Source organism: Terasakiella sp., from assembly GCF_048267425.1.
Lineage (GTDB): Bacteria > Pseudomonadota > Alphaproteobacteria > Rhodospirillales > Terasakiellaceae > Terasakiella.
Map to the genome: position 1 here is coordinate 44816 of NZ_JBLWXN010000004.1, position 19351 is coordinate 64166.

Genomic DNA, 19351 nt, shown 5'->3' on the forward strand with positions numbered 1-19351 from the left:
TAAACTGATAAAGTTAACAGATAATGGACCGTGAGAGAATGAGCGTTATTACCAGCAATAATCCCCCTTTGACACATCGCAGTACCGTTCAACAATGGGAATGTGACCATATGGGGCATTTGAATGTCCGTCACTATATGGCGAAATTTGATGATGCTGCCTGGACTTTTTTATCCATGCTTGGATTGACCAATCATTATTTTGAGGAATGCCAGGCCGGTGTGGCTGCGGTTGATCATCATGTGACCTATAAGCGCGAATTGATGCCCGGTGATTGTGTTGAAATTCACACCAAGCTTGTGTTGCTGGACGGACGAAAATTCAAACTGATCCATGAGATGACCCATAGCGTGAGTGGTGAGGGTGCGGCAAGCTGCGAATTGTTCGGTGTTCATATGGACCGTCAGGAAAGGCGTGCTGTTCCTTTCCCTGATCACATCCTTGCAGCAGGTCAAAAATATTTGACTGTGTAGGAAGACGCCTCGCAATAAAGCAGAAAGGAAGGCCCGCATTATGAATTTAACACCCAAAAGCGAGAATTATGTAGAGCTGGTTCAAAAGGCATTCGATACGCAGGGTTTTATGAAATATCTTGGTGTTGAAATTGCAGAATTACGCCCCGGTTATTGCGAACTTCATCTGCCCTTTAAGCCAGAGTTGGACCAACATCATGGCTATTTTCATGGCGGGGTAATCGGCTCGCTCGCGGATGTGTCTGGTGGGTTTGCCGGGTTTAGCTTGCTGCCAGAAGGTCAAGCCATGTTAACGGTCGAATATAAATTGAATATTATCGCCCCCGGTGCCGGTGATTTTCTAAAAGGGGTCGGACGCGTTGTAAAAGCCGGGCGCACACTGACCGTGACGGAAATTGATGTCTTCGGTGTTCGCGATGGGATTGAGACGCAATGTGCGACAGCGATTCAAACCTTGATGGCTGTGTCGGCTTAGTTGGTGATGAGGCGTGAATCTTCAGAAGGCACCTGCATTTTTTTAGATTGAGTTGAGAAACGCATCTTTGCACTTACTTCGGCAAAGGGCTTGTGTTGTTCAAGGTACTTGTCAAACAGGATGATAAACTTGTCATATCCTTCTTGTGTATAATGATATAAGGGGGCGTTATGGACTTGTTGAAAAGGAATGGGCGGTGGCGAAAGGGTGTTTTTTTTCGAGCGTATAGCTGTTCCACTCCCCAGAAAGCCTGCAATTTTTCCACTGTTATAAGCTTTTAGAAGATTGGTGGTATTATGAAATGCCGAAAACCTTTTTCCTTTAACGTAATTTTCTTCCCATAATATCCCTTTTACATATCCCAATGGCCGTTGATCTGTTTCTTGATAGTCTGGAGTGACCCAAAGATAGCTATAAAGTTGAAGAACGGGATTTTGTGAACGTAAAAATGCTCGTTGGTATTTTTTTTCGACAAGGGCAAGGCGAAAGACTTCTGCATCAATTTGCCCTTGGTTAAAGGAGGACAAGGCACGGCGTCCCGGCAATGCGATAAACTTTGAAGAACAGCCAAGGTCTTCATAAACTTTGCGGATAATGGGTAGAGTTAATTTACTCAGTACATTTTTTTCGATGTAGCCGATGCGTTCTGGACAAAAGGCTTGTGCAGGCGAAACATTTGCCCAAATACATATGTATAGTAGGGCAAATGCAAACAGTTTTATCCATGTCAGATGCTTTGCCATGTTAATCTAAGTGGGGATCTTGCCGCTTGAATACAACTAAAAACACAAGCAAAAAAATCGCCAACGGCGTTAATTAACCATTTTTTTCATATGGTTAATTGCTTTGTTTAGTAAGGAAGTCTTTGATTATCTTGCGAAAACAAACCACCAAAAGTAGCTGTTTTTATATCTTCTTTCATGGCGTTTGTTTGCAGGTTTTGCGTTGTAAAGCAAAAATCTCTAAATTTAAGTTGACGTTTACGTAAACGTTAATTACTTTTGAGGCAGATTTAAACAGGGAACAACTGGCGCCAGAGCGTTGAAAGAATGCGACGTCGGTTATTTTTAACTCTCAGGGAAATGGGAAAGAGCAATGAGCTTTGTAGAGTATCCGTCTTTAAACTTTAATCTTGGTGAAACGGCAGACATGATCCGCGATACGGTTCGTTCGTTTGCACAGGAAGAAATTGCACCAATCGCAGAAAAAACTGATTTGGAAAACTCTTTCCCTAATCATATGTGGCCGCGTTTTGGTGAGTTGGGTCTGCTGGGGATTACGGTTGATGAAGAATACGGCGGGGCAGGTCTGGGATATCTGGAACACATCATTGCGATGGAAGAAATCAGCCGGGCTTCTGCCTCCATCGGTTTGTCATACGGCGCACATTCCAACTTGTGTGTGAACCAAATCAGTCGCAACGGAAATGAAGAACAAAAAAAGAAATACCTTCCTAAGCTGATCTCCGGTGAACATATAGGTGCCTTGGCAATGTCTGAGCCGGGCGCGGGATCCGACGTGGTTTCTATGCGCTTGAAGGCGGAAAAGAAAGGGGATCGTTTTATTCTCAACGGGAATAAAATGTGGATCACTAACGGCCCTGATGCCGATACATTGGTTGTTTACGCCAAAACTGACATGGATGCAGGCCCGAAAGGGATTACCGCCTTTATCATCGAAAAAGGTTTCAAAGGTTTTTCAACAGCGCAAAAACTCGACAAACTCGGTATGCGCGGATCAAACACTTGCGAGCTGGTGTTCCAGGATTGCGAAGTGCCGGAAGAAAACATTCTCGGTGAATTACATAAGGGTGTTCGCGTTTTGATGTCCGGTCTGGATTATGAACGTGCCGTTCTGGCCGGTGGTCCGACAGGGATTATGATGGCGTGTATGGATGTGGTTGTGCCTTATATCCACGAGCGCAAGCAATTCAACCAGTCTATCGGTGAATTCCAGCTCATTCAGGGCAAGGTTGCCGATATGTATTCCACCATGAATGCGTGTCGTGCTTATGTCTATGCGGTTGGGGCGGCTTGTTCGCGTGGGGAAACCACCCGTAAAGATGCCGCTGGTGTTATTCTTTATTCTGCTGAAAAAGCCACACAAATGGCCTTGGATGCTATTCAAATTCTGGGTGGCAATGGCTACATCAACGAATATCCGACAGGTCGCCTGCTGCGTGATGCAAAACTGTACGAAATTGGTGCAGGGACAAGCGAAATCCGCCGTATGCTGATCGGTCGTGAACTGTTTAACGAAACTAAATAATCTGGAGAATACTCAACATGTCAAACGATCCTATTGTCATTGTCGGTTCTGCGCGTACACCTATGGGCGGGATGCAAGGCGATTTTTCCGAATTGGTGGCGTCTGAGCTGGGTGCACAGGCCATCAAGGCGGCTGTCGAGCGTTCCGGCGTGGATGCAAAAGACGTGGGCGAAGTGATCTTCGGGAACGTTTTGGGTGCAGGCCAAGGTCAAGCCCCTGCGCGCCAAGCTGCCCTAGGTGCAGGTCTGGAGTTGAAAACAGGCTGTACCACGATCAACAAGATGTGTGGGTCCGGCATGAAAGCCGCTATGATGGCCCACGACCTGCTGAAAGCCGGTGTCAATGACGTAATGGTTGCCGGTGGTATGGAAAGCATGACAAATGCGCCTTACCTATTGCCCAAGGCACGTGGCGGGATGCGTTTGGGTCATGGTGAAGTTAAAGACCATATGTTCCTTGACGGTCTGGAAGATGCCTATGACAAAGGTCGTTTGATGGGGACGTTTGCTGAAGAATGTGCGCAGTCCTATCAGTTCACCCGCGAAGAACAGGATGATTTTGCTATTCGTTCGTTAAGCCGGGCCAATGCAGCCATTCAAGATGGTTCCTTCAAAGGTGAGATTGCGCCGGTTACAATTAAGTCCCGTAAAGGCGAAAAGGTTGTTGAAATTGACGAACAGCCGGGCAAAGCCATGCCGGAAAAAATCCCGACACTGCGTCCGGCTTTTGCCAAAGACGGCACAGTAACGGCGGCAAATTCATCTTCTATTTCAGATGGTGCGGCAGCATTGGTGATGATGCGCCAGTCTGAGGCGGAGAAACGGGGCCTGAAACCATTGGCGCGTGTTGTGGGGCATTCAACCCATGCACAGGAACCGAACCTGTTCACAACAGCACCGGTTTTTGCCATGAAGGATTTGTTGTCTAAAATTGGTTGGTCCAAGGATGACGTGGACCTTTGGGAAATCAACGAAGCATTTGCCGTTGTGACAATGGCGGCCATTCGTGATCTTGAACTGGATGCGGACAAAGTCAACGTACATGGTGGGGCCTGTGCCTTGGGTCACCCGATCGGTGCATCCGGTGCACGTGTGATTGTGACCTTGCTGGCAGCCCTTGAAAAATACGGCAAGACCAAAGGGGTAGCTTCCTTGTGCATTGGCGGTGGTGAAGCAACCGCTATGGCCTTTGAACGCATCGCATAACATCAGTAATGAACCTGTGGGAATAGAGTCAATCAAATGATTCTGAATGAAGAACAAACATTGATCCGCGATATGGTGCGTAATTTCGCCCAAGATCGCATTGCCCCGAATGCTCGTGAGTGGGAGGCCAATGAGGCCTTCCCACCCGAGATTTTTGCCGAGATGGCAGAGCTTGGCCTGATGGGGATGGTTGCCCCGGCCGAGGTCGGCGGATCGGAAATCGGTTACGTTGGACTTGCACTGGCACTTGAAGAAATTGCTGCCGGAGATGGCGCTTTAAGTACGGTTCTTTCTGTCCATAATTCAGTGGGTTATGGGCCGATTTTAAAGTTTGGCAATAACGAGCAAAAAGAAAAATTCCTCGCCCCGATGGTCGCGGGGGAGAAGCTTGGATGTTTTGCTTTAACTGAGCCTCATACGGGGTCTGACGCCTCTGCCTTGAAGTGTCGGGCAAAGCGTGATGGTGATCATTATGTACTGAACGGAACCAAGCAATTTATCACCTCTGGTAAAATTGGCGATACGCTCATTGCATTTGCCGTAACGGATCCGGACAAAGGCGGGAAGGGGATTTCTGCCTTTATCGTGCCGACAGATACACCCGGTTATATCGTTTCCAGCCTTGAACACAAGATGGGACAGAAGGCATCGGATACCGCACAAATCGTTTTTGAAGATATGCGTATTCCGGCTGAAAACCTTTTAGGGGAAGAAGGCATGGGCTATAAAATCGCCCTGTCCAATCTGGAAAGCGGTCGCATCGGGATTGCGTCACAATGTGTCGGTATGGCACGTGCGGCGTTGGATGCCGCTGTTGAATATGCCAAAGAACGCGAAGCGTTTGGTAAACCGATCAGCGAACATCAGGCAATTGCTTTTAAACTGGCAGATATGGCAACGCAGGTACATGCGGCCCGTCAGATGGTTTTACATGCCGCAAGCCTGAAGGATGCGGATCAGCCGTGTCTGAAAGAAGCCTCTATGGCAAAAGTTTTTGCTTCTGAAATGGCGGAACGTGTGTGTTCAGATGCTATTCAAATCTTTGGTGGTTATGGGTATTCATCTGAATTTCCGGTGGAAAAATATTATCGTGATGTTCGGATTTGCCAAATCTACGAAGGTACCAGTGAAGTTCAGAAAATTGTCATCAGCCGTGCTGTGATCAACGGTTGAGGATGAGGGAACGGAGATGAAAACAGTGGACCCGCGCCCGATCGATTTTTATTTCGATTTCTCTTCACCTTATGCCTATTTGACCAGCACATGGATTAATGAGCTGGCCGAAAAATATGGTCGTCTGGTGGTTTGGCACCCGATTATGTTGGGCATTGCCTTTCAAGAGACAGGTATGCGTCCGCTGTTTCATCAACCGCTTCGCGGCCCTTATGGGGAACGTGATTTTCTGCGAACGGCACGTCTACTAGGTCGCCAAGCCGTTGTTCCAAAAGAATTTCCTTATATCTCATTAGCGGTGTCGCGGGCATTTTACTGGTTGGAAGACCATCATAATGAGGTGATCTTCGACTTTGCACACGCGGTATTTGCCCGTTATTTCGAAGATGGAATTGCCCCAACTACACATGAAGATGTTGCCCGCTTGGCAATTCAGGTTGGCGTTGATCCGGATAAACTGATTGAAGGGTGCCAAGACCCGCAAGTTAAGGCGCGCTTAAAAGACGAAACAGCACAAGCATTGAAAAGGGCGTGTTCGGTGCCCCCTTTATCATTGTTGACGCAGAACCCTTCTGGGGTAATGATCGCAAAGACCAAATCGAAGAATGGTTGAAAACAGGGGGATGGTAAATATGACCAAAGGCCCGATTGAATTTTATTTTGAATTTGGCAGTCCGTATGGCTATTTCGCAGCGCAGGAGATTGATGCGCTCGGTGCGGAATTTGACCGCGAGGTTCTCTGGAAACCTTTTATGCTGGGGCCCGCTTTTAAAACCACAGGCTCTCGTCCCTTTATGGAAGTGCCGCTAAAAGGTCCCTATTGTGTCAAAGATTGGGAACGTATGAGCGCTTATACAGGCACGCCTTGGCAAATGCCGGAAAAATTCCCGGCTGCGATTTTGGCGGCACCGCGTGGATTTTATTGGTTGAAAGATCAAGGGAAGACCTTGAGCGCACACAAATTCGCAAAAGCGGCGTACAAGGCTTATTTTGCAGATGCCCGCCCCATGTGGGAAGTGGAAGAAACCGCAGATGTTGCCGCCGAGTGCGGTATCGATCGTGAAGAATTTATCAAAGCTGTGACCTCATCTGAGGCCAAACAAAGATTAATCGAAGAAGGTCAGGCTGCTATTGACAGTGGCGTTTTCGGCTCTCCTTTCATCCGTGTGGATGGTGAGGATTTTTGGGGTTGGGACCGTCTGCCAATGGTACGCGACTGGCTTAAAACAGGGAAATGGGGATAATTTATGAGCGTCCTGAAAAGTTCAATTAACACCCGTTCCGAAGATTTCAAGGCAAATGCCGAGGCCATGCAAAAGCAGGTCGATGATCTTCGCAACGTAATTAAGACCGTAAAACAAGGCGGCGGGGTAACGGCAAATGAACGCCATATTCGCCGCGGTAAGTTGCTGGCGCGCGAACGTATTCGCCGTCTGCTGGATGTGGGCTCACCGTTTTTGGAGCTGTCCCAGCTTGCCGGTTGGGAAATGTATCCCGAAGACGGCACCATTGCCGCCGGTGGCGTGATTACCGGGATCGGTCGTATCGAAGGTCAGGAATGTATGATCGTCGCCAATGACCCGACGGTCAAAGGCGGGTCTTATTACCCGATTACGGTGAAGAAGCACTTGCGCGCTCAAGAAATCGCGATGCAGAACAATCTGCCTTGTGTCTATCTGGTGGAATCTGGTGGGGCGAACCTGCCGCGCCAGGACGAAGTTTTCCCGGACCGGGATCATTTTGGTCGTATTTTCTATAACCAAGCCAATATGTCCGGCCAGAATATCCCGCAAGTTGCGGTCGTTCATGGATCCTGTACGGCGGGTGGGGCATATGTGCCTGCCATGTCCGATGAAAGCATTATTGTTAAAGAACAAGGCACAATCTTTTTGGGCGGCCCACCGTTAGTGAAAGCCGCAACGGGCGAGGTTGTAAGTGCCGAAGATTTGGGTGGTGCGGATGTTCACTGTAAAACATCCGGTGTTGCCGATCATTACGCGCAAGATGACGGGCATGCCCTTGCCTTGGCGCGTCAGGTTGTGCGTAACCTGAACCGTGTGAAAAATCCAAATTTGGATATTCGTGAGCCGGAAGAACCGCTTTATGATGCCAAGGAACTGTACGGTATTATTCCGGCAGATACCAAAAAACCGTTTGATATCCGTGAAGTCATTGCCCGTATTGTGGATGGGTCGCGTTTTGATGAATTTAAGGCGCTGTACGGTACAACACTTGTCTGTGGTTTTGCCCATTTATATGGCTATCCGGTCGGGATTGTGGCGAACAACGGTATTTTGTTCTCCGAAAGTGCGCAAAAAGGCGCTCACTTTATTGAATTGTGTGCCCAACGTGGTATTCCGCTATTGTACTTGCAAAATATTACCGGCTTCATGGTTGGTCGTAAGTACGAGGCAGAAGGCATTGCCAAACATGGTGCCAAGATGGTGACGGCGACGGCGTGTGCGAATGTGCCGAAAATCACCTGTGTGATTGGTGGGTCTTTTGGGGCAGGCAACTACGCCATGTGTGGTCGGGGATATTCTCCGAACTTTATGTTTATGTGGCCCAATTCGCGTATTTCCGTGATGGGGGGCGAACAGGCCGCTGGCGTTCTGTCGACTATCAAGCGTGACGGGATGGAGCGTAAAGGCGAAGAATGGTCTGTTGAGGCCGAAGCGGATTTCAAAAAACCGATCTTGGAAAAATACGAAAAAGAAGGTCACCCGTATTACGCATCTGCGCGTCTGTGGGATGATGGTATTTTTGACCCAGTCGATACACGCATGATGTTGGGCTTGTCCCTGTCTGCGGCCCTGAACAAACCGATTGAGCCGACGAAGTTCGGCGTGTTTCGGATGTAAGGGGACGATGGATCAATGAGCGAAACTTCAAAAATCGAAATCGACGCGCGCGGTGTGGCGACACTGACCATGACGCGCGGGGATATGCATAACGCGTTTGACGATGCGATGATTGCAGATCTGACGTTGAAGCTGAAAGAACTGGATGCCAATGCTGCGGTTCGTGTAGTCGTCTTGGCGGCAGAGGGCAAAAGCTTCAGTGCCGGGGCGGACCTGAACTGGATGAAACGCATGGCGGGGTATTCTTATGAAGAAAACTTCAGCGATGCGATGGGGCTGGGTGGTTTGCTGCAAACACTGAATTTCCTGTCCAAACCGACGATTGCCCGTGTTCAAGGTGCGGCGTTTGGCGGTGGTGTCGGACTTGTTGCCGCGTGTGACATGGCTGTGGGGACAGAACGGGCAAGCTTCTGCCTGTCCGAGGTGAAACTGGGACTGATCCCGGCGGTCATTTCCCCTTATGTGGTCAATGCAATGGGGCAGCGTGCGTCGCGTCGTTATATGTTGACGGCGGAACGGTTCAAGGCCGATGAAGCTTTGCGTTTTGGCTTGCTGCACCGTGTGGTGAATGAAGACGAGCTGGACGGCGCGGTCGAAGACCTGATTACCAGCCTGATGATTGCCGGGCCGAATTCTGTTGCGGCCTGTAAGGATCTGATTTTTGCCGTTTATAATCGTCCGGTCGATGAGGCGGTGATTAAAGACACGGCTGAACGTATTGCCAAACAACGCGCGTCCGATGAAGGAAAAGAAGGCTTGAGCGCTTTTCTGGAAAAACGAAAACCAGCTTGGGTCGAGGGGTAAGAACGATGTTTAATAAAATTCTGATTGCAAACCGTGGCGAGATTGCTTGCCGTGTCATTAAAACGGCACGCCGGATGGGCGTGAAGACGGTTGCGGTTTATTCCGATGCCGATGCCGGTGCCATGCATGTGGCAATGGCGGACGAAGCTTTTCATATCGGCGGATCAGCAGCAGCGGAAAGTTATCTGTGTTACGATAAAATTATTGATGTCTGTAAAAAATCCGGGGCGCAAGCCGTGCATCCGGGCTATGGCTTCCTGTCGGAAAATGCGGCCTTTTGTCGTGCCTTGGCGGAAAATGACATTACCTTTATTGGCCCGCCTGTCGGCGCGATTGAGGCAATGGGGTCCAAATCCGAAGCCAAAAAGATTATGGAAAATGCCAATGTTCCGTTGGTACCTGGCTTTCACGGTGAAGAACAAAGCGTGGAATTGATGCTGAGTGAAGCCGAAAAAATTGGTTATCCGGTCATCTTGAAAGCGTCTGCCGGTGGGGGCGGGAAAGGGATGCGGGTCGTCTGGAATGCAGATGAAATGTCTGCGGCCTATGATGCGGCCAAACGCGAAGCTATGAAAGGCTTTGGCGATGATCATATGTTGATTGAAAAATACCTGACAAAGCCACGCCATGTGGAAATTCAAGTCTTTGCCGATCAACATGACAATGTGGTCTATTTGTTTGAACGCGATTGTTCGGTTCAACGTCGTCACCAAAAAGTATTTGAAGAAGCCCCCGCCCCGATGATGGCGCAAGACCTGCGTAGCAAAATGGGGGAGGCTGCCTGTAATGCGGCCCGTGCCATTGGATATGAAGGCGCAGGTACAGTCGAATTCTTGCTGGATGAAGACGGGTCTTTCTATTTTATGGAAATGAACACCCGCTTGCAGGTGGAACACCCGGTTACGGAAATGATCACTGGCGAAGACCTTGTGGAATGGCAATTGCGGGTGGCTGCGGGTCAAAACCTGCCGCGCAAACAGGATGATTTGACGATCAACGGTCATGCGATTGAAGTGCGCGTTTATGCCGAAGACCCGGATAATGATTTTCTTCCGGCAACCGGGAAGTTAAAACACCTGCGCCCGCCACAAGAAAGCGCGCATGTGCGGATTGATACCGGTGTGCGTGAAGGGGATGAAGTGTCCATTCACTATGATCCGATGATTTCCAAACTGATCGTTTGGGCCAATACACGCGAAGGGGCCTTGCGTCATTTGCGTAAAGCCTTGAACGAATATCAGGTCGTTGGTGTCACAACGAATATTGAATTTTTGGCAACGGTTGCGGCGCACCCTGCATTTGTTAATTTTGATGTGGATACGGGATTTATTGCAAAACACGAAAGTGATTTGTTCCCGGATCGTGAAAATATCACCGATGATGCCTTGGCACTGGCGTGTCTGGATGTCTTTATCAGTCGTGATGAAGAAGCGCAGTCTCATGCTGATTGGTCAGGCGACCCGTTTAGCCCGTGGAACAGCACCAGCGGTTTCCGTATGAATGATGACAACCATCACGAGCTGTATTTTATCAATGGTGAAGATATTATCACCGTGACCTGTCATTACCGCGACGAAGGCTACCTGATGGAATTACCGGGTGCCGATGTTATGGTGCGTGGTGTGCGTGATGAAAACGGGGACTTACTGGCTGATCTGGGTGGTCGTCGGATGAAGGCAACCGTGGTCCGTCATGGCGATGGGCTGGAAATTCTGGTACATGGTCAAGCCCATGCGCTGAAACTGTTTGATCCATTAGCTGCGGCCGAAGGCATGAATGAAGCAAGCGGTTCCTTGACCTCGCCCATGCCGGGTAAAGTGGTTGCTGTTTTGGTGGAAAAAGATCAGGAAGTCAAAGAAGGTGATAACCTGATGATCCTTGAAGCCATGAAGATGGAACATACCATTTCCGCCCCTATGGACGGTGTGGTTGTCGATATCTTCTTTAATGCCGGTGATCAGCTTGAAGAAGGTGTCGAGCTGTTGAAAATCGACAGCGAATAAATCTTGTTTAAAATTACTCTAATAACTGTAAAGTGTCCCCCTGTGTCTCAGCAGGGGGCCTTTATTTAGGGAGAAAACAATGGCTTTACCCAAAAAAGTCAAGATTGTCGATGTCGGTCCACGCGACGGTCTGCAAAACGAAAAAGAAATTGTACCGACGGATGCTAAGGTCGAATTGATCCATCGTCTTGCGGATGCGGGGCTTCCTGTGGTTGAGGCGGGCAGCTTTGTCTCGCCCAAGTGGGTGCCCCAAATGGGCGATAGTGCAGAAATTATGAAAACGATTACCCGCAAGGCGGGCGTATCCTATCCGGTTTTAACCCCAAATATGAAGGGGTTTGAAGGGGCGATGGCGGTGAACGCACAAGAGGTTGCCATTTTTGGGGCGGCATCTGAAAGTTTTTCACAAAAGAACATTAATTGTTCGATTGCAGAAAGCCTTGCCCGTTTTGAACCGATCATGGCTGCGGCAAAAGAAAAAAACATTGCGGTGCGGGGATATGTTTCCTGTGTGGTCGGTTGTCCGTATGAAGGCGATATTGCCCCGGAAAAAGTGGCAGACGTTGCGGCCAAGCTCTATGAAATGGGCTGCTATGAAATCTCGCTTGGCGACACGGTTGGAGTGGGGACACCGGGCAAGGTTCAGGATATGTTAAAGGCCGTTAGTGCGGTTGTCCCGATGGAAAAACTGGCTGTTCACTTCCATGATACGTATGGGCAGGCGTTGGCAAATATCTACGCAGCCCTTGAAATGGGTGTGTCGGTCGTGGACTCGTCTGTTGCCGGATTGGGCGGCTGCCCTTATGCCAAAGGGGCCTCTGGTAATGTGGCGACGGAAGATGTTGTTTACATGTTAAACGGATTGGGTATTGAAACCGGCGTCGATTTGGATAAATTGTGCGAGGCAGGACGCTTCATCAGTAATGTGATTGGTCGCGCACCTGCATCCAAGGTATCATTGGCATTGGGCGCACGCTGTTAATCGGATAAACAGTTCATGTGCGCCTGTTACAGCATATGGGGCGTACATGAACAAATCCGCAATGACCAATCTGGTTGCATTGTTATTCTGTGTGATCGGCTATTTTCTACCCGTACATGGTGATCTGTTTTTCACGGTCGGTCTTTTTGCGCTATCCGGTGGGATTACGAACTGGCTTGCCGTTCATATGCTGTTTGAAAAAATCCCGTTTTTGTATGGTTCAGGTGTGATCCCCAGTCGGTTTGAAGATTTCAAAGCCGGGATCAAAAAACTTATTGTTGAAGAATTTTTCTCCCACGAACATATTGAACGGTTTTTCCTGCAAAACAGCGAGTCTATGGGGTCGTCTATTGTCGAAAAGATCGACTTTGACCGGGTGTTTAATGGTTTGACAGAGGCAATCGAAGGTTCATCACTGGGTGGGATGTTATCAATGGTGGGGGGGCGCAAAGCCTTGGAACCTTTGCGTGAACCTGTAACCCAGAAGCTTCAAAATATTGTCGGCGAACTTGCTGAAAATTCAACCAAAGGGACCAGCACACAAGATGTAACAGCGGCGTTGGTGGCAAAGGTCGAAGTTATTATCGACAACCGTTTAAACGAACTGACACCGCAAAATGTGAAAGACATTGTACAGGATATGATCCGTAAACACCTGGGGTGGCTGGTTGTTTGGGGCGGCGTATTCGGTGGCCTTATCGGTCTTGTTATTGGTTTGATTTAGCTTCTGTATTTAAATCTCTTTGGGCGAATTCCAGTAAGGCGGTCTTTCTGTCTTGAAAAATATTCTGACTCTTTACTGATTTAAGTACGTTTAATCCGTTAAGCGAGATTGCAATATCGGGCAATAATCCGCAAATGGCGACTTCGCTGTCGTCTTGAGAGAGAGTCTGTATGGCTTCTTTTAAAGTCAGGGCGGCGGTTGTATCGATATAAGTCGTGCTGGAAAAATCAAAGAGTATGATTTTCGATTTATGATCACCATTGAGTTTGGCAAAAGCGGTTTTGGCTGCAGCGAAGCTCAGCGGGCCGTCAAAGTGATAAAACACCAAGAAATGCGATAGGTTTTGCAAGGCTGTTTTTTCTTCCGTACTCAGGCGGATCATAGACTGGTCTTCGTCATTATTCCCCCCCTGAAACCGTTGCACCCCTTTGGCTTGAAGGTCAGCCATATGTTTGACGAATGTTAAGCTGGCCAAAACCAACCCGGCACCGACAGCAATAATCAGATCGACAAAAACGGTCAGGAACAAGACCAGCAACATATGGACAACCCCCTTGCGTGGTGCTGTCCTAATCAATTGCAGGTAATTCCAGTCGATAATATCCCAACCAACTTTCATCAAAATTCCGGCAAGAACGGCATGTGGTATTTTTTCCGCCAGTGGGCCAAGTCCCATAACCATCGCAAACAGGATAAGGGCGTGGACAATCCCGGATAATGGGGTCATGCCGCCGGCTCGGATATTGATGACCGTTCGCATGGTTGCCCCGGCACCGGGAATGGCACCGAACAGTCCGGCGATTGCATTGCCGATACCTTGACCGATTAATTCACGATTGGAATTATGCGGCTTTTTTGTCAGGCTATCGGCAATAAGTGATGTTAGCAAGCTGTCGATGGATCCGAGCAAGGCAAGAATGAGGGCGGACCCCAACATATCGCTTAAGTCGCCATATGATATTGTCGGGATGTGGATTTCAGGAAATCCGGTGGGGATATCCCCAATGATGGGCGCATTGGGCAGGACTGTTAAAACACATAGGGTGCCAACAATAAGGGATAGCAAAGGGGCGGGTAAAAAGTGACTAAGCCGTTTTGGCCAAATAACCATTAAGGCCAAAGATAATAAACCGACGATTAAAGCATCGTTGTTTATATGCGAAAGCATGTCGGACAAGGCGCTTAAGGCGCCGACGGTACCGCCCTTGGGAATATCGTGCCCCAACAAAGGGGCGGTTTGCAAAATAATAATGATACACCCGATACCGGACATAAAACCGGAAATAACCGTATAAGGCACAAGCGAGATAAGGCTTCCCAACCGGAATATGCCAAACAAAATTTGCAAAATCCCACCCATGATGACAACGCTAAAGGCCATAACCGGATCGTTTGCATATTGCATAATCACGGCGGCCATCACAACAGTCATGGGGCCTGTAGGACCGGAGACTTGAGACGGCGTTCCACCAAACACAGAGGCAAAAAAACCAACGAGGATGGCCCCCCATAATCCGGCAAGCGGTCCGGCACCGGAGGCCACGCCAAAAGCAAGAGCCAGAGGCAGCGCAACAACAGCAGCGGTTATACCACCATAAAAATCGCCTTTAATATTTGAAAAAATATTCATAGATTGCCCTGTAATGCTTTGTCGGGCCAACCTGAAAAGGCGGGGGGATGAGTTCCACTTCAGGTGGACGTGACGTCTGAAATTTTATTATTTTCACTGTCTCTCAGCATGCCATAGGAATAATTGACTAGGCAACTATTTTGTCATGTGCTTATGGTTCTTGAAGATAAGCATTCTGATCAATGAGTCGGGAGCTTGTACTGTTCCCTTATGCGGGCGTAATCACCGTTCTGCTGGATAGATTGCAAGTGAATGTTGAATGTATCGCGCAGTTTGGGATCGCGAAAACCCACGTACCACCAAAGCTCATTGTTTTGAGGGACAGGGGCATAGGTAAAATTAAGGTCCAATTGATTACGTTCTGCCTCATTTAAGGAAGGGAGAATTGTTTGTATCCACCATGCGAGCAGAGTTTCATCAATAATGATGGCGTCAAAGGATCCTAGAAGCCAACGTTGCACTTGAGCTTTTTGCAGGGGAAATTCCTTATAGAGCTTAAAACCCCTCATAACTTTGCGAAAACCAGTCCCTAAATGAAACAAGGCGCCTTGCCATGCATTGACGCGATATCCCGTTAAGTCCTGCCAATTGCGAAATGTTATATCTTCTCTTTTTCGTGTAACGACAAAGTTGCGATAGGAAATAAAAGGATTGGAATAATAAAGGGCTGGATGGGTGGGTTGAACCTCAACCGCAATGTCAACATCACCTTGTATTAAAGCACGTTCCATGCGTTTGTTTGGATAAAACGAGGGAATGATCTCAACCTGCATTTTTTTGAATACGGCATTGGCTAATTCCCACGAAATACCACGGGGAGGATCATTGTCGATAAAGGGAGGTCGGGAAATACCAAAAACGACTTTTAGCGGCTCTTTTGCCAATGTGTTTTCCGGGAAAATTATGGAAATAAAGCACAGCGACAGGATTGATAAAAATAGGCGTAAATTCACTAGCGCTCTCCCATGTTGGAATAACTTTAATATAGTGACAGGTTTTGTTCAAACTTATTTTATCTATCCTGGGGTGAGTGGCGGGTTCTCGGTCTGGACCTTTTGGGTCAGACATGCGACAAAGGGCAACCTTCAGACAAGAGACAATGAACAATGACTATTCATATGCGAAAACTTGCCGCCCGTGTGGAAGATATAGAAGAACTGGAAAGTATTCAGGCACGTAAATTGCGAGATTACGGAATGGTTTTTACCGATACGCGCAATACTCCCAAACGCAAAGAGGAACTCATGGACGGGGGATCATTATATTGGGTGATTAAAGGACAGTTTCGTGTGCGCCAAGAAATTATTGGTTTTGAAGAAAGGATGGATGACGAAGGGCGAAAGTATTGCCTCATCTTTTTAAAACCCGGCTTGATTAGAACTCAATTAAAGGCACAAAAGCCTTTTCAGGGGTGGCGTTACTTTGAAGACAAAGATATCCCACGCGATATTGATGAACGCAGTTCTGAAGGTGATCAGTTACCCGAAGATATGCAGTCTGAATTACGCGAACTTGGCTTGCTTTAGCGGATTATGCCAAAGGGTCGGTTTGAAAAAGGGTCACCCGAATGCCGCCATGTGAAAAGGATGTTTTACTCTTTTTAAACGGTAGGTCCGTTGCCTTCGCCAAGGCATCGTTATTGGTAATGATCGCGACACGCCAGCCTTTAAATTTGTCTGCCAAGGTTTTTCCCAAGGCACTATAAAGCGGAAACAGTTTTTTTGTTTCCCCAATGCGCCCACCGTAAGGTGGATTGACAATAACAAGCCCGGTTGGTCCATCCGGTGCGGTTAAATGGCTGATGGCCTGTTTTTCAAAATGACATAATGCGTCAATACCTGAACGTTGTGCATTGGCGCGACTGATTTTTATCGCACCGCCATCCCGATCGAACCCGTAAAAACGAATATCAGATTTGGGTTTCTGGGATGTTTGTGCGCGTGCTTCTTTTAACTTTTCCCAACGTGTTTCATCAAAACTTGCAAACTGTTCAAAGGCAAAACTGCGGCTGCGCCCCGGTGCGAGGTTGGCGGCAATTTCACCTGCCTCTATCACAAATGTACCGGACCCGCACATGGGGTCGAGGACGGGTTCTTCGGCGGTGAATTGACATTGGCGCAATAAAAGGGCCGCTAAAGTTTCGCGCATGGGAGCTTTATTGACGGCTTCTTTGTGCCCACGTTTATGCAAACCGGTGCCAGAGGTATCAAGGCTGATTGTACATAAATCTTCGATGATGCGGACTTTGATACACAAATCAGCATCGTCTGAAATCGGGGCGCCGAGTTCTTCTGTGATTGCGGTTTCAATGCGTTGTTTCGCCGCGCCTTGATGGTAAATTTTTGATTTTTTGCAGGTCACCTCGATGCGGACCGGGATATCTTTGCGCAAGGTATCTTGCCAAGGAAAGCGCCGGGCGCGTTTGTCCAGTTGTGCCAAATGCATGGCGCGAAATGTACCGAGGCGTACTAAAATCTTGCTCGCCCCGCGCAAATCCAGATTGGCGCGCCAAACGTCAAGCCAGCTTCCTTTGACAGTGACGCCGCCTTTGGCACTTACCGGTTTTTTAAATCCTTTTTCCACGGCTTCTGATTTCAGGGCGGGTTCAAGGCCCGGAACCGTGACGAGGAATATTTCGAGGTCTGTTTGTGTGTTCATGGCGCATACTTATCCTGTAAAGGGGCAAGCGTCGATAGATTTATAGTCCGATGGCCATGTTTATTTGTAGTTCTTTTGCACAGAGGAGACGATTTGGCTGGCAAAATCGGTACTGTTGTTTGTCGCATGAAATGTTGCTGAGATTGCGGCGGAAAGCTCGGGTAAAAGTTCCAGATCCTTGCGCTTGGGAAGGGTGCCGCTTTCCCACAACGATTTGGCAACTTTTTGTAAGGTGGCGACCAAGTGAGACAGATGGTCGAAATCACTTTCTTCCAGTCTTTTGGCAATATCTTCTGAAACAACAACAAGGCGTTGCGCCATACCGAGGCTTTCTTTGTTGAATTGCCCGGCCTGATAGGCTGGGACAATATGATTGACCAGATAGCCGATTTGGAAGGCATGTCGTTCTATTTTTTGTGCATTGATATTCCAAAATGAGCTTTCCACATCCTTTTGGAATTTGCGGGGATCAAACTTGCCTTCTGCTTTTAAAGCAATACTGTTGGGCACATCCATTGTTGGAATGTCTTGTGTGCCGGGGCGTTTGCTAGAACGTCTGTCCGGGCCGATGTAATCTGTGGTCACAACAAAGGGTTTGCGTTTGGCAACCAGATAATGAATGCGATCCAGAACTTTTTGGGCAACAACGGGTTTGATTTGCAGATCGTCCAGTCCTGCTTGCGAGGCTGCCCGCACGGTGCTTTCATTGGCTTCGTCAATAAACAGAATGATGGAGCAAAAGGGGTTGTTCCCGCACTGATTGTGACGCAATTCCCGTACGGATTCACAGACATCACCGCCGGGCAGGCTGATATCACAGAGCAGTAAATCCGGGCATTTGACCACAATGTGTTCGATCATTTGATCAAGGTCGCCCGCATTATGTATTTTGCGAAAACCGGATTGATTCAAAATACCTTTTAATCCACTGCGGACCAGTTGGTTCTGGTCCGCAATCAGAATATCGATATCCTGAAACTCGTACTTTTTCACACCCGATCCTTTGTTTTTATATGCGCCCACTTCGAGGAACATAACACTGAACGGATGCATACCCTAGCTTTTTGAAAATAAAAATCTCTCAAATACAGGTTGGGGAAGGCTTTTGATTAACTTGCTCAAAACGAGCAAAACGAGGAAGGCAAATAACAGGCGGGCAAAGAGAATACCGCTCAGGTCCGCCCCAAGGGCAAGGATGAGTATAGTATCTTCCAACGCGCTGTGAAACAGGCACATGAAGCTGAGGGAAAGGAAGATATCTTGTGAAGACATTTTGCCTTCCTTGGCTTCGCGCAGGATTAACGCCCCCCCATATCCAAGGCCCAACATAACACCAATCATCGTTACAGGAATAGCATTGGAACTGATCCCCATTAATCCGAGAAGAGGGGAAAGCGCCTTGGAAATCAGATCCGTTACTTTCAATAGGTCCAGTATTTTTAATAAGAGGACAAGGGCAAAGATGATCCAGAAGATGGAGAAGAGGGAGATAACACTGTCTACGGCCCATTGTTGCCAACTGGCATCAGCTTGGGTGCTTGGCAACCATGAAATCACACCATTTTCCTGTAACATGTCAAAGGATGTATAGACGATGTTTAAAATGGCCCCCAGTGTCATGGCGCCGACAATGCGTAGTGCTGTGGTGGCAATTAGGCTGGGTCCAGATTTTTGGACAATACGTTGTTCGATCGGCAGGCTGTGTGCAATCAGGATCATGGTTCCCAAGACCGTAATTTGGGCAACGCTCATGGGGGCTTCGGGCAACAGGGCGACAAGGGCGACCATACCGGCATAAATATTGACGAGCATGGCTGTTGTCCAGACGATGCCCGCTTCCGGTGGCAAGCCAACAAGGTCCATAAATGGGGTGAAAACGATGCTCACATACTCAATCAGGCCGAATTCAACGGCGATACGGACCAGTATCATAATCGGCACCATGACTTTTAGCAGCTCCCAATAAAGGGTGAGGCTGTCACAAAATGGTTTTTTGACCCAGTTGAACAGTGCTTTCATAATTTTATCCTTAGATCAATAAGAAGGCTCTGACCTTAGAATAAAATTGAATCAATATGTGGTCAAATATTGCAAA

The 19351-nt window shown here is 48.1% G+C and carries 19 protein-coding genes; 13 read left to right on the forward strand and 6 right to left on the reverse strand.

Annotation, left to right across the window (positions count from 1 at the left end):
• The first annotated feature begins 38 nt into the window (after nt 1–38).
• Entirely contained in the window at nt 39–473 is a 435-nt protein-coding gene (locus ACN0VA_RS08045) for an acyl-CoA thioesterase (RefSeq protein ID WP_417820644.1), read from the forward strand.
• 40 nt (nt 474–513) lie between these two features.
• Nucleotides 514–948, forward strand: coding sequence for a PaaI family thioesterase (locus tag ACN0VA_RS08050; protein WP_417820645.1), 435 nt, complete (start codon nt 514–516; stop codon nt 946–948).
• On the opposite strand, the gene ACN0VA_RS08055 is transcribed toward ACN0VA_RS08050, so the two are convergent.
• Nucleotides 945–1691: a hypothetical protein gene (locus ACN0VA_RS08055; RefSeq protein WP_417820646.1), complete on the reverse strand. Its 747-nt coding sequence runs from the start codon at nt 1689–1691 to the stop codon at nt 945–947. The two genes, ACN0VA_RS08050 and ACN0VA_RS08055, sit on opposite strands and share 4 nt — an antisense overlap.
• Nucleotides 1692–2043: 352 nt before the next feature.
• Between ACN0VA_RS08055 and ACN0VA_RS08060 the strand changes: the two genes are divergently transcribed.
• The 10 genes from ACN0VA_RS08060 (at nt 2044) to ACN0VA_RS08105 (ending at nt 12968) form a co-directional block, all read left to right on the forward strand.
• The gene (locus tag ACN0VA_RS08060) at nt 2044–3216 is read left to right on the forward strand and encodes an isovaleryl-CoA dehydrogenase (RefSeq protein WP_417820647.1); all 1173 of its coding nucleotides are present in this window, start codon (nt 2044–2046) and stop codon (nt 3214–3216) included.
• 17 nt (nt 3217–3233) lie between these two features.
• Nucleotides 3234–4421 (forward strand): acetyl-CoA C-acyltransferase, encoded by a 1188-nt coding sequence (locus ACN0VA_RS08065; RefSeq protein WP_417820648.1) that lies wholly within the window; start codon nt 3234–3236, stop codon nt 4419–4421.
• 36 nt (nt 4422–4457) lie between these two features.
• The gene (locus ACN0VA_RS08070) at nt 4458–5594 is read left to right on the forward strand and encodes an acyl-CoA dehydrogenase (protein ID WP_417820649.1); all 1137 of its coding nucleotides are present in this window, start codon (nt 4458–4460) and stop codon (nt 5592–5594) included.
• Nucleotides 5595–5610: 16 nt separating this feature from the next.
• Entirely contained in the window at nt 5611–6207 is a 597-nt protein-coding gene (locus ACN0VA_RS08075; protein WP_417820650.1) for a 2-hydroxychromene-2-carboxylate isomerase, read from the forward strand.
• Between the two features lie 19 nt (nt 6208–6226).
• Nucleotides 6227–6838, forward strand: coding sequence for a 2-hydroxychromene-2-carboxylate isomerase (locus ACN0VA_RS08080; RefSeq protein ID WP_188663945.1), 612 nt, complete (start codon nt 6227–6229; stop codon nt 6836–6838).
• A 3-nt stretch (nt 6839–6841) separates the two neighbouring features.
• Nucleotides 6842–8455 (forward strand): carboxyl transferase domain-containing protein, encoded by a 1614-nt coding sequence (locus tag ACN0VA_RS08085; RefSeq protein ID WP_417820651.1) that lies wholly within the window; start codon nt 6842–6844, stop codon nt 8453–8455.
• A gap of 15 nt (nt 8456–8470) precedes the next feature.
• Nucleotides 8471–9259 carry an enoyl-CoA hydratase/isomerase family protein gene (locus ACN0VA_RS08090; RefSeq protein ID WP_417820652.1) on the forward strand — a complete coding sequence of 263 codons (789 nt, stop codon included), beginning with the start codon at nt 8471–8473 and terminating at the stop codon, nt 9257–9259.
• A gap of 5 nt (nt 9260–9264) precedes the next feature.
• Nucleotides 9265–11262 (forward strand): acetyl/propionyl/methylcrotonyl-CoA carboxylase subunit alpha, encoded by a 1998-nt coding sequence (locus tag ACN0VA_RS08095; RefSeq protein WP_417820653.1) that lies wholly within the window; start codon nt 9265–9267, stop codon nt 11260–11262.
• Between the two features lie 79 nt (nt 11263–11341).
• Nucleotides 11342–12244, forward strand: a complete 903-nt coding sequence (locus ACN0VA_RS08100) for a hydroxymethylglutaryl-CoA lyase (protein ID WP_417820654.1) — start codon at nt 11342–11344, stop codon at nt 12242–12244.
• A 46-nt stretch (nt 12245–12290) separates the two neighbouring features.
• Nucleotides 12291–12968: a DUF445 domain-containing protein gene (locus ACN0VA_RS08105; RefSeq protein WP_417820655.1), complete on the forward strand. Its 678-nt coding sequence runs from the start codon at nt 12291–12293 to the stop codon at nt 12966–12968.
• On the opposite strand, the gene ACN0VA_RS08110 is transcribed toward ACN0VA_RS08105, so the two are convergent.
• Both ACN0VA_RS08110 and ACN0VA_RS08115 read right to left on the reverse strand, forming a co-directional pair.
• Nucleotides 12952–14598: a SulP family inorganic anion transporter gene (locus ACN0VA_RS08110; protein WP_417820656.1), complete on the reverse strand. Its 1647-nt coding sequence runs from the start codon at nt 14596–14598 to the stop codon at nt 12952–12954. The two genes, ACN0VA_RS08105 and ACN0VA_RS08110, sit on opposite strands and share 17 nt — an antisense overlap.
• 179 nt (nt 14599–14777) lie before the next feature.
• A complete protein-coding gene (locus ACN0VA_RS08115) occupies nt 14778–15551 on the reverse strand; it encodes a substrate-binding periplasmic protein (protein WP_417820657.1) in 774 nt (257 codons plus the stop codon).
• A 153-nt stretch (nt 15552–15704) separates the two neighbouring features.
• Between ACN0VA_RS08115 and ACN0VA_RS08120 the strand changes: the two genes are divergently transcribed.
• Nucleotides 15705–16124 (forward strand): DUF1489 family protein, encoded by a 420-nt coding sequence (locus ACN0VA_RS08120; protein WP_417820658.1) that lies wholly within the window; start codon nt 15705–15707, stop codon nt 16122–16124.
• Nucleotides 16125–16128: 4 nt separating this feature from the next.
• Here the strand turns inward: ACN0VA_RS08120 and ACN0VA_RS08125 are convergent, their stop codons facing one another.
• From ACN0VA_RS08125 to ACN0VA_RS08135, 3 genes are all read right to left on the reverse strand, one after another.
• Nucleotides 16129–17256, reverse strand: coding sequence for a THUMP domain-containing class I SAM-dependent RNA methyltransferase (locus ACN0VA_RS08125; RefSeq protein ID WP_417820659.1), 1128 nt, complete (start codon nt 17254–17256; stop codon nt 16129–16131).
• A 60-nt stretch (nt 17257–17316) separates the two neighbouring features.
• Entirely contained in the window at nt 17317–18249 is a 933-nt protein-coding gene (locus tag ACN0VA_RS08130; protein ID WP_417820660.1) for a response regulator, read from the reverse strand.
• Between the two features lie 63 nt (nt 18250–18312).
• A complete protein-coding gene (locus ACN0VA_RS08135; RefSeq protein ID WP_417820661.1) occupies nt 18313–19275 on the reverse strand; it encodes a nucleoside recognition protein in 963 nt (320 codons plus the stop codon).
• Nucleotides 19276–19351: the final 76 nt, after the last annotated feature.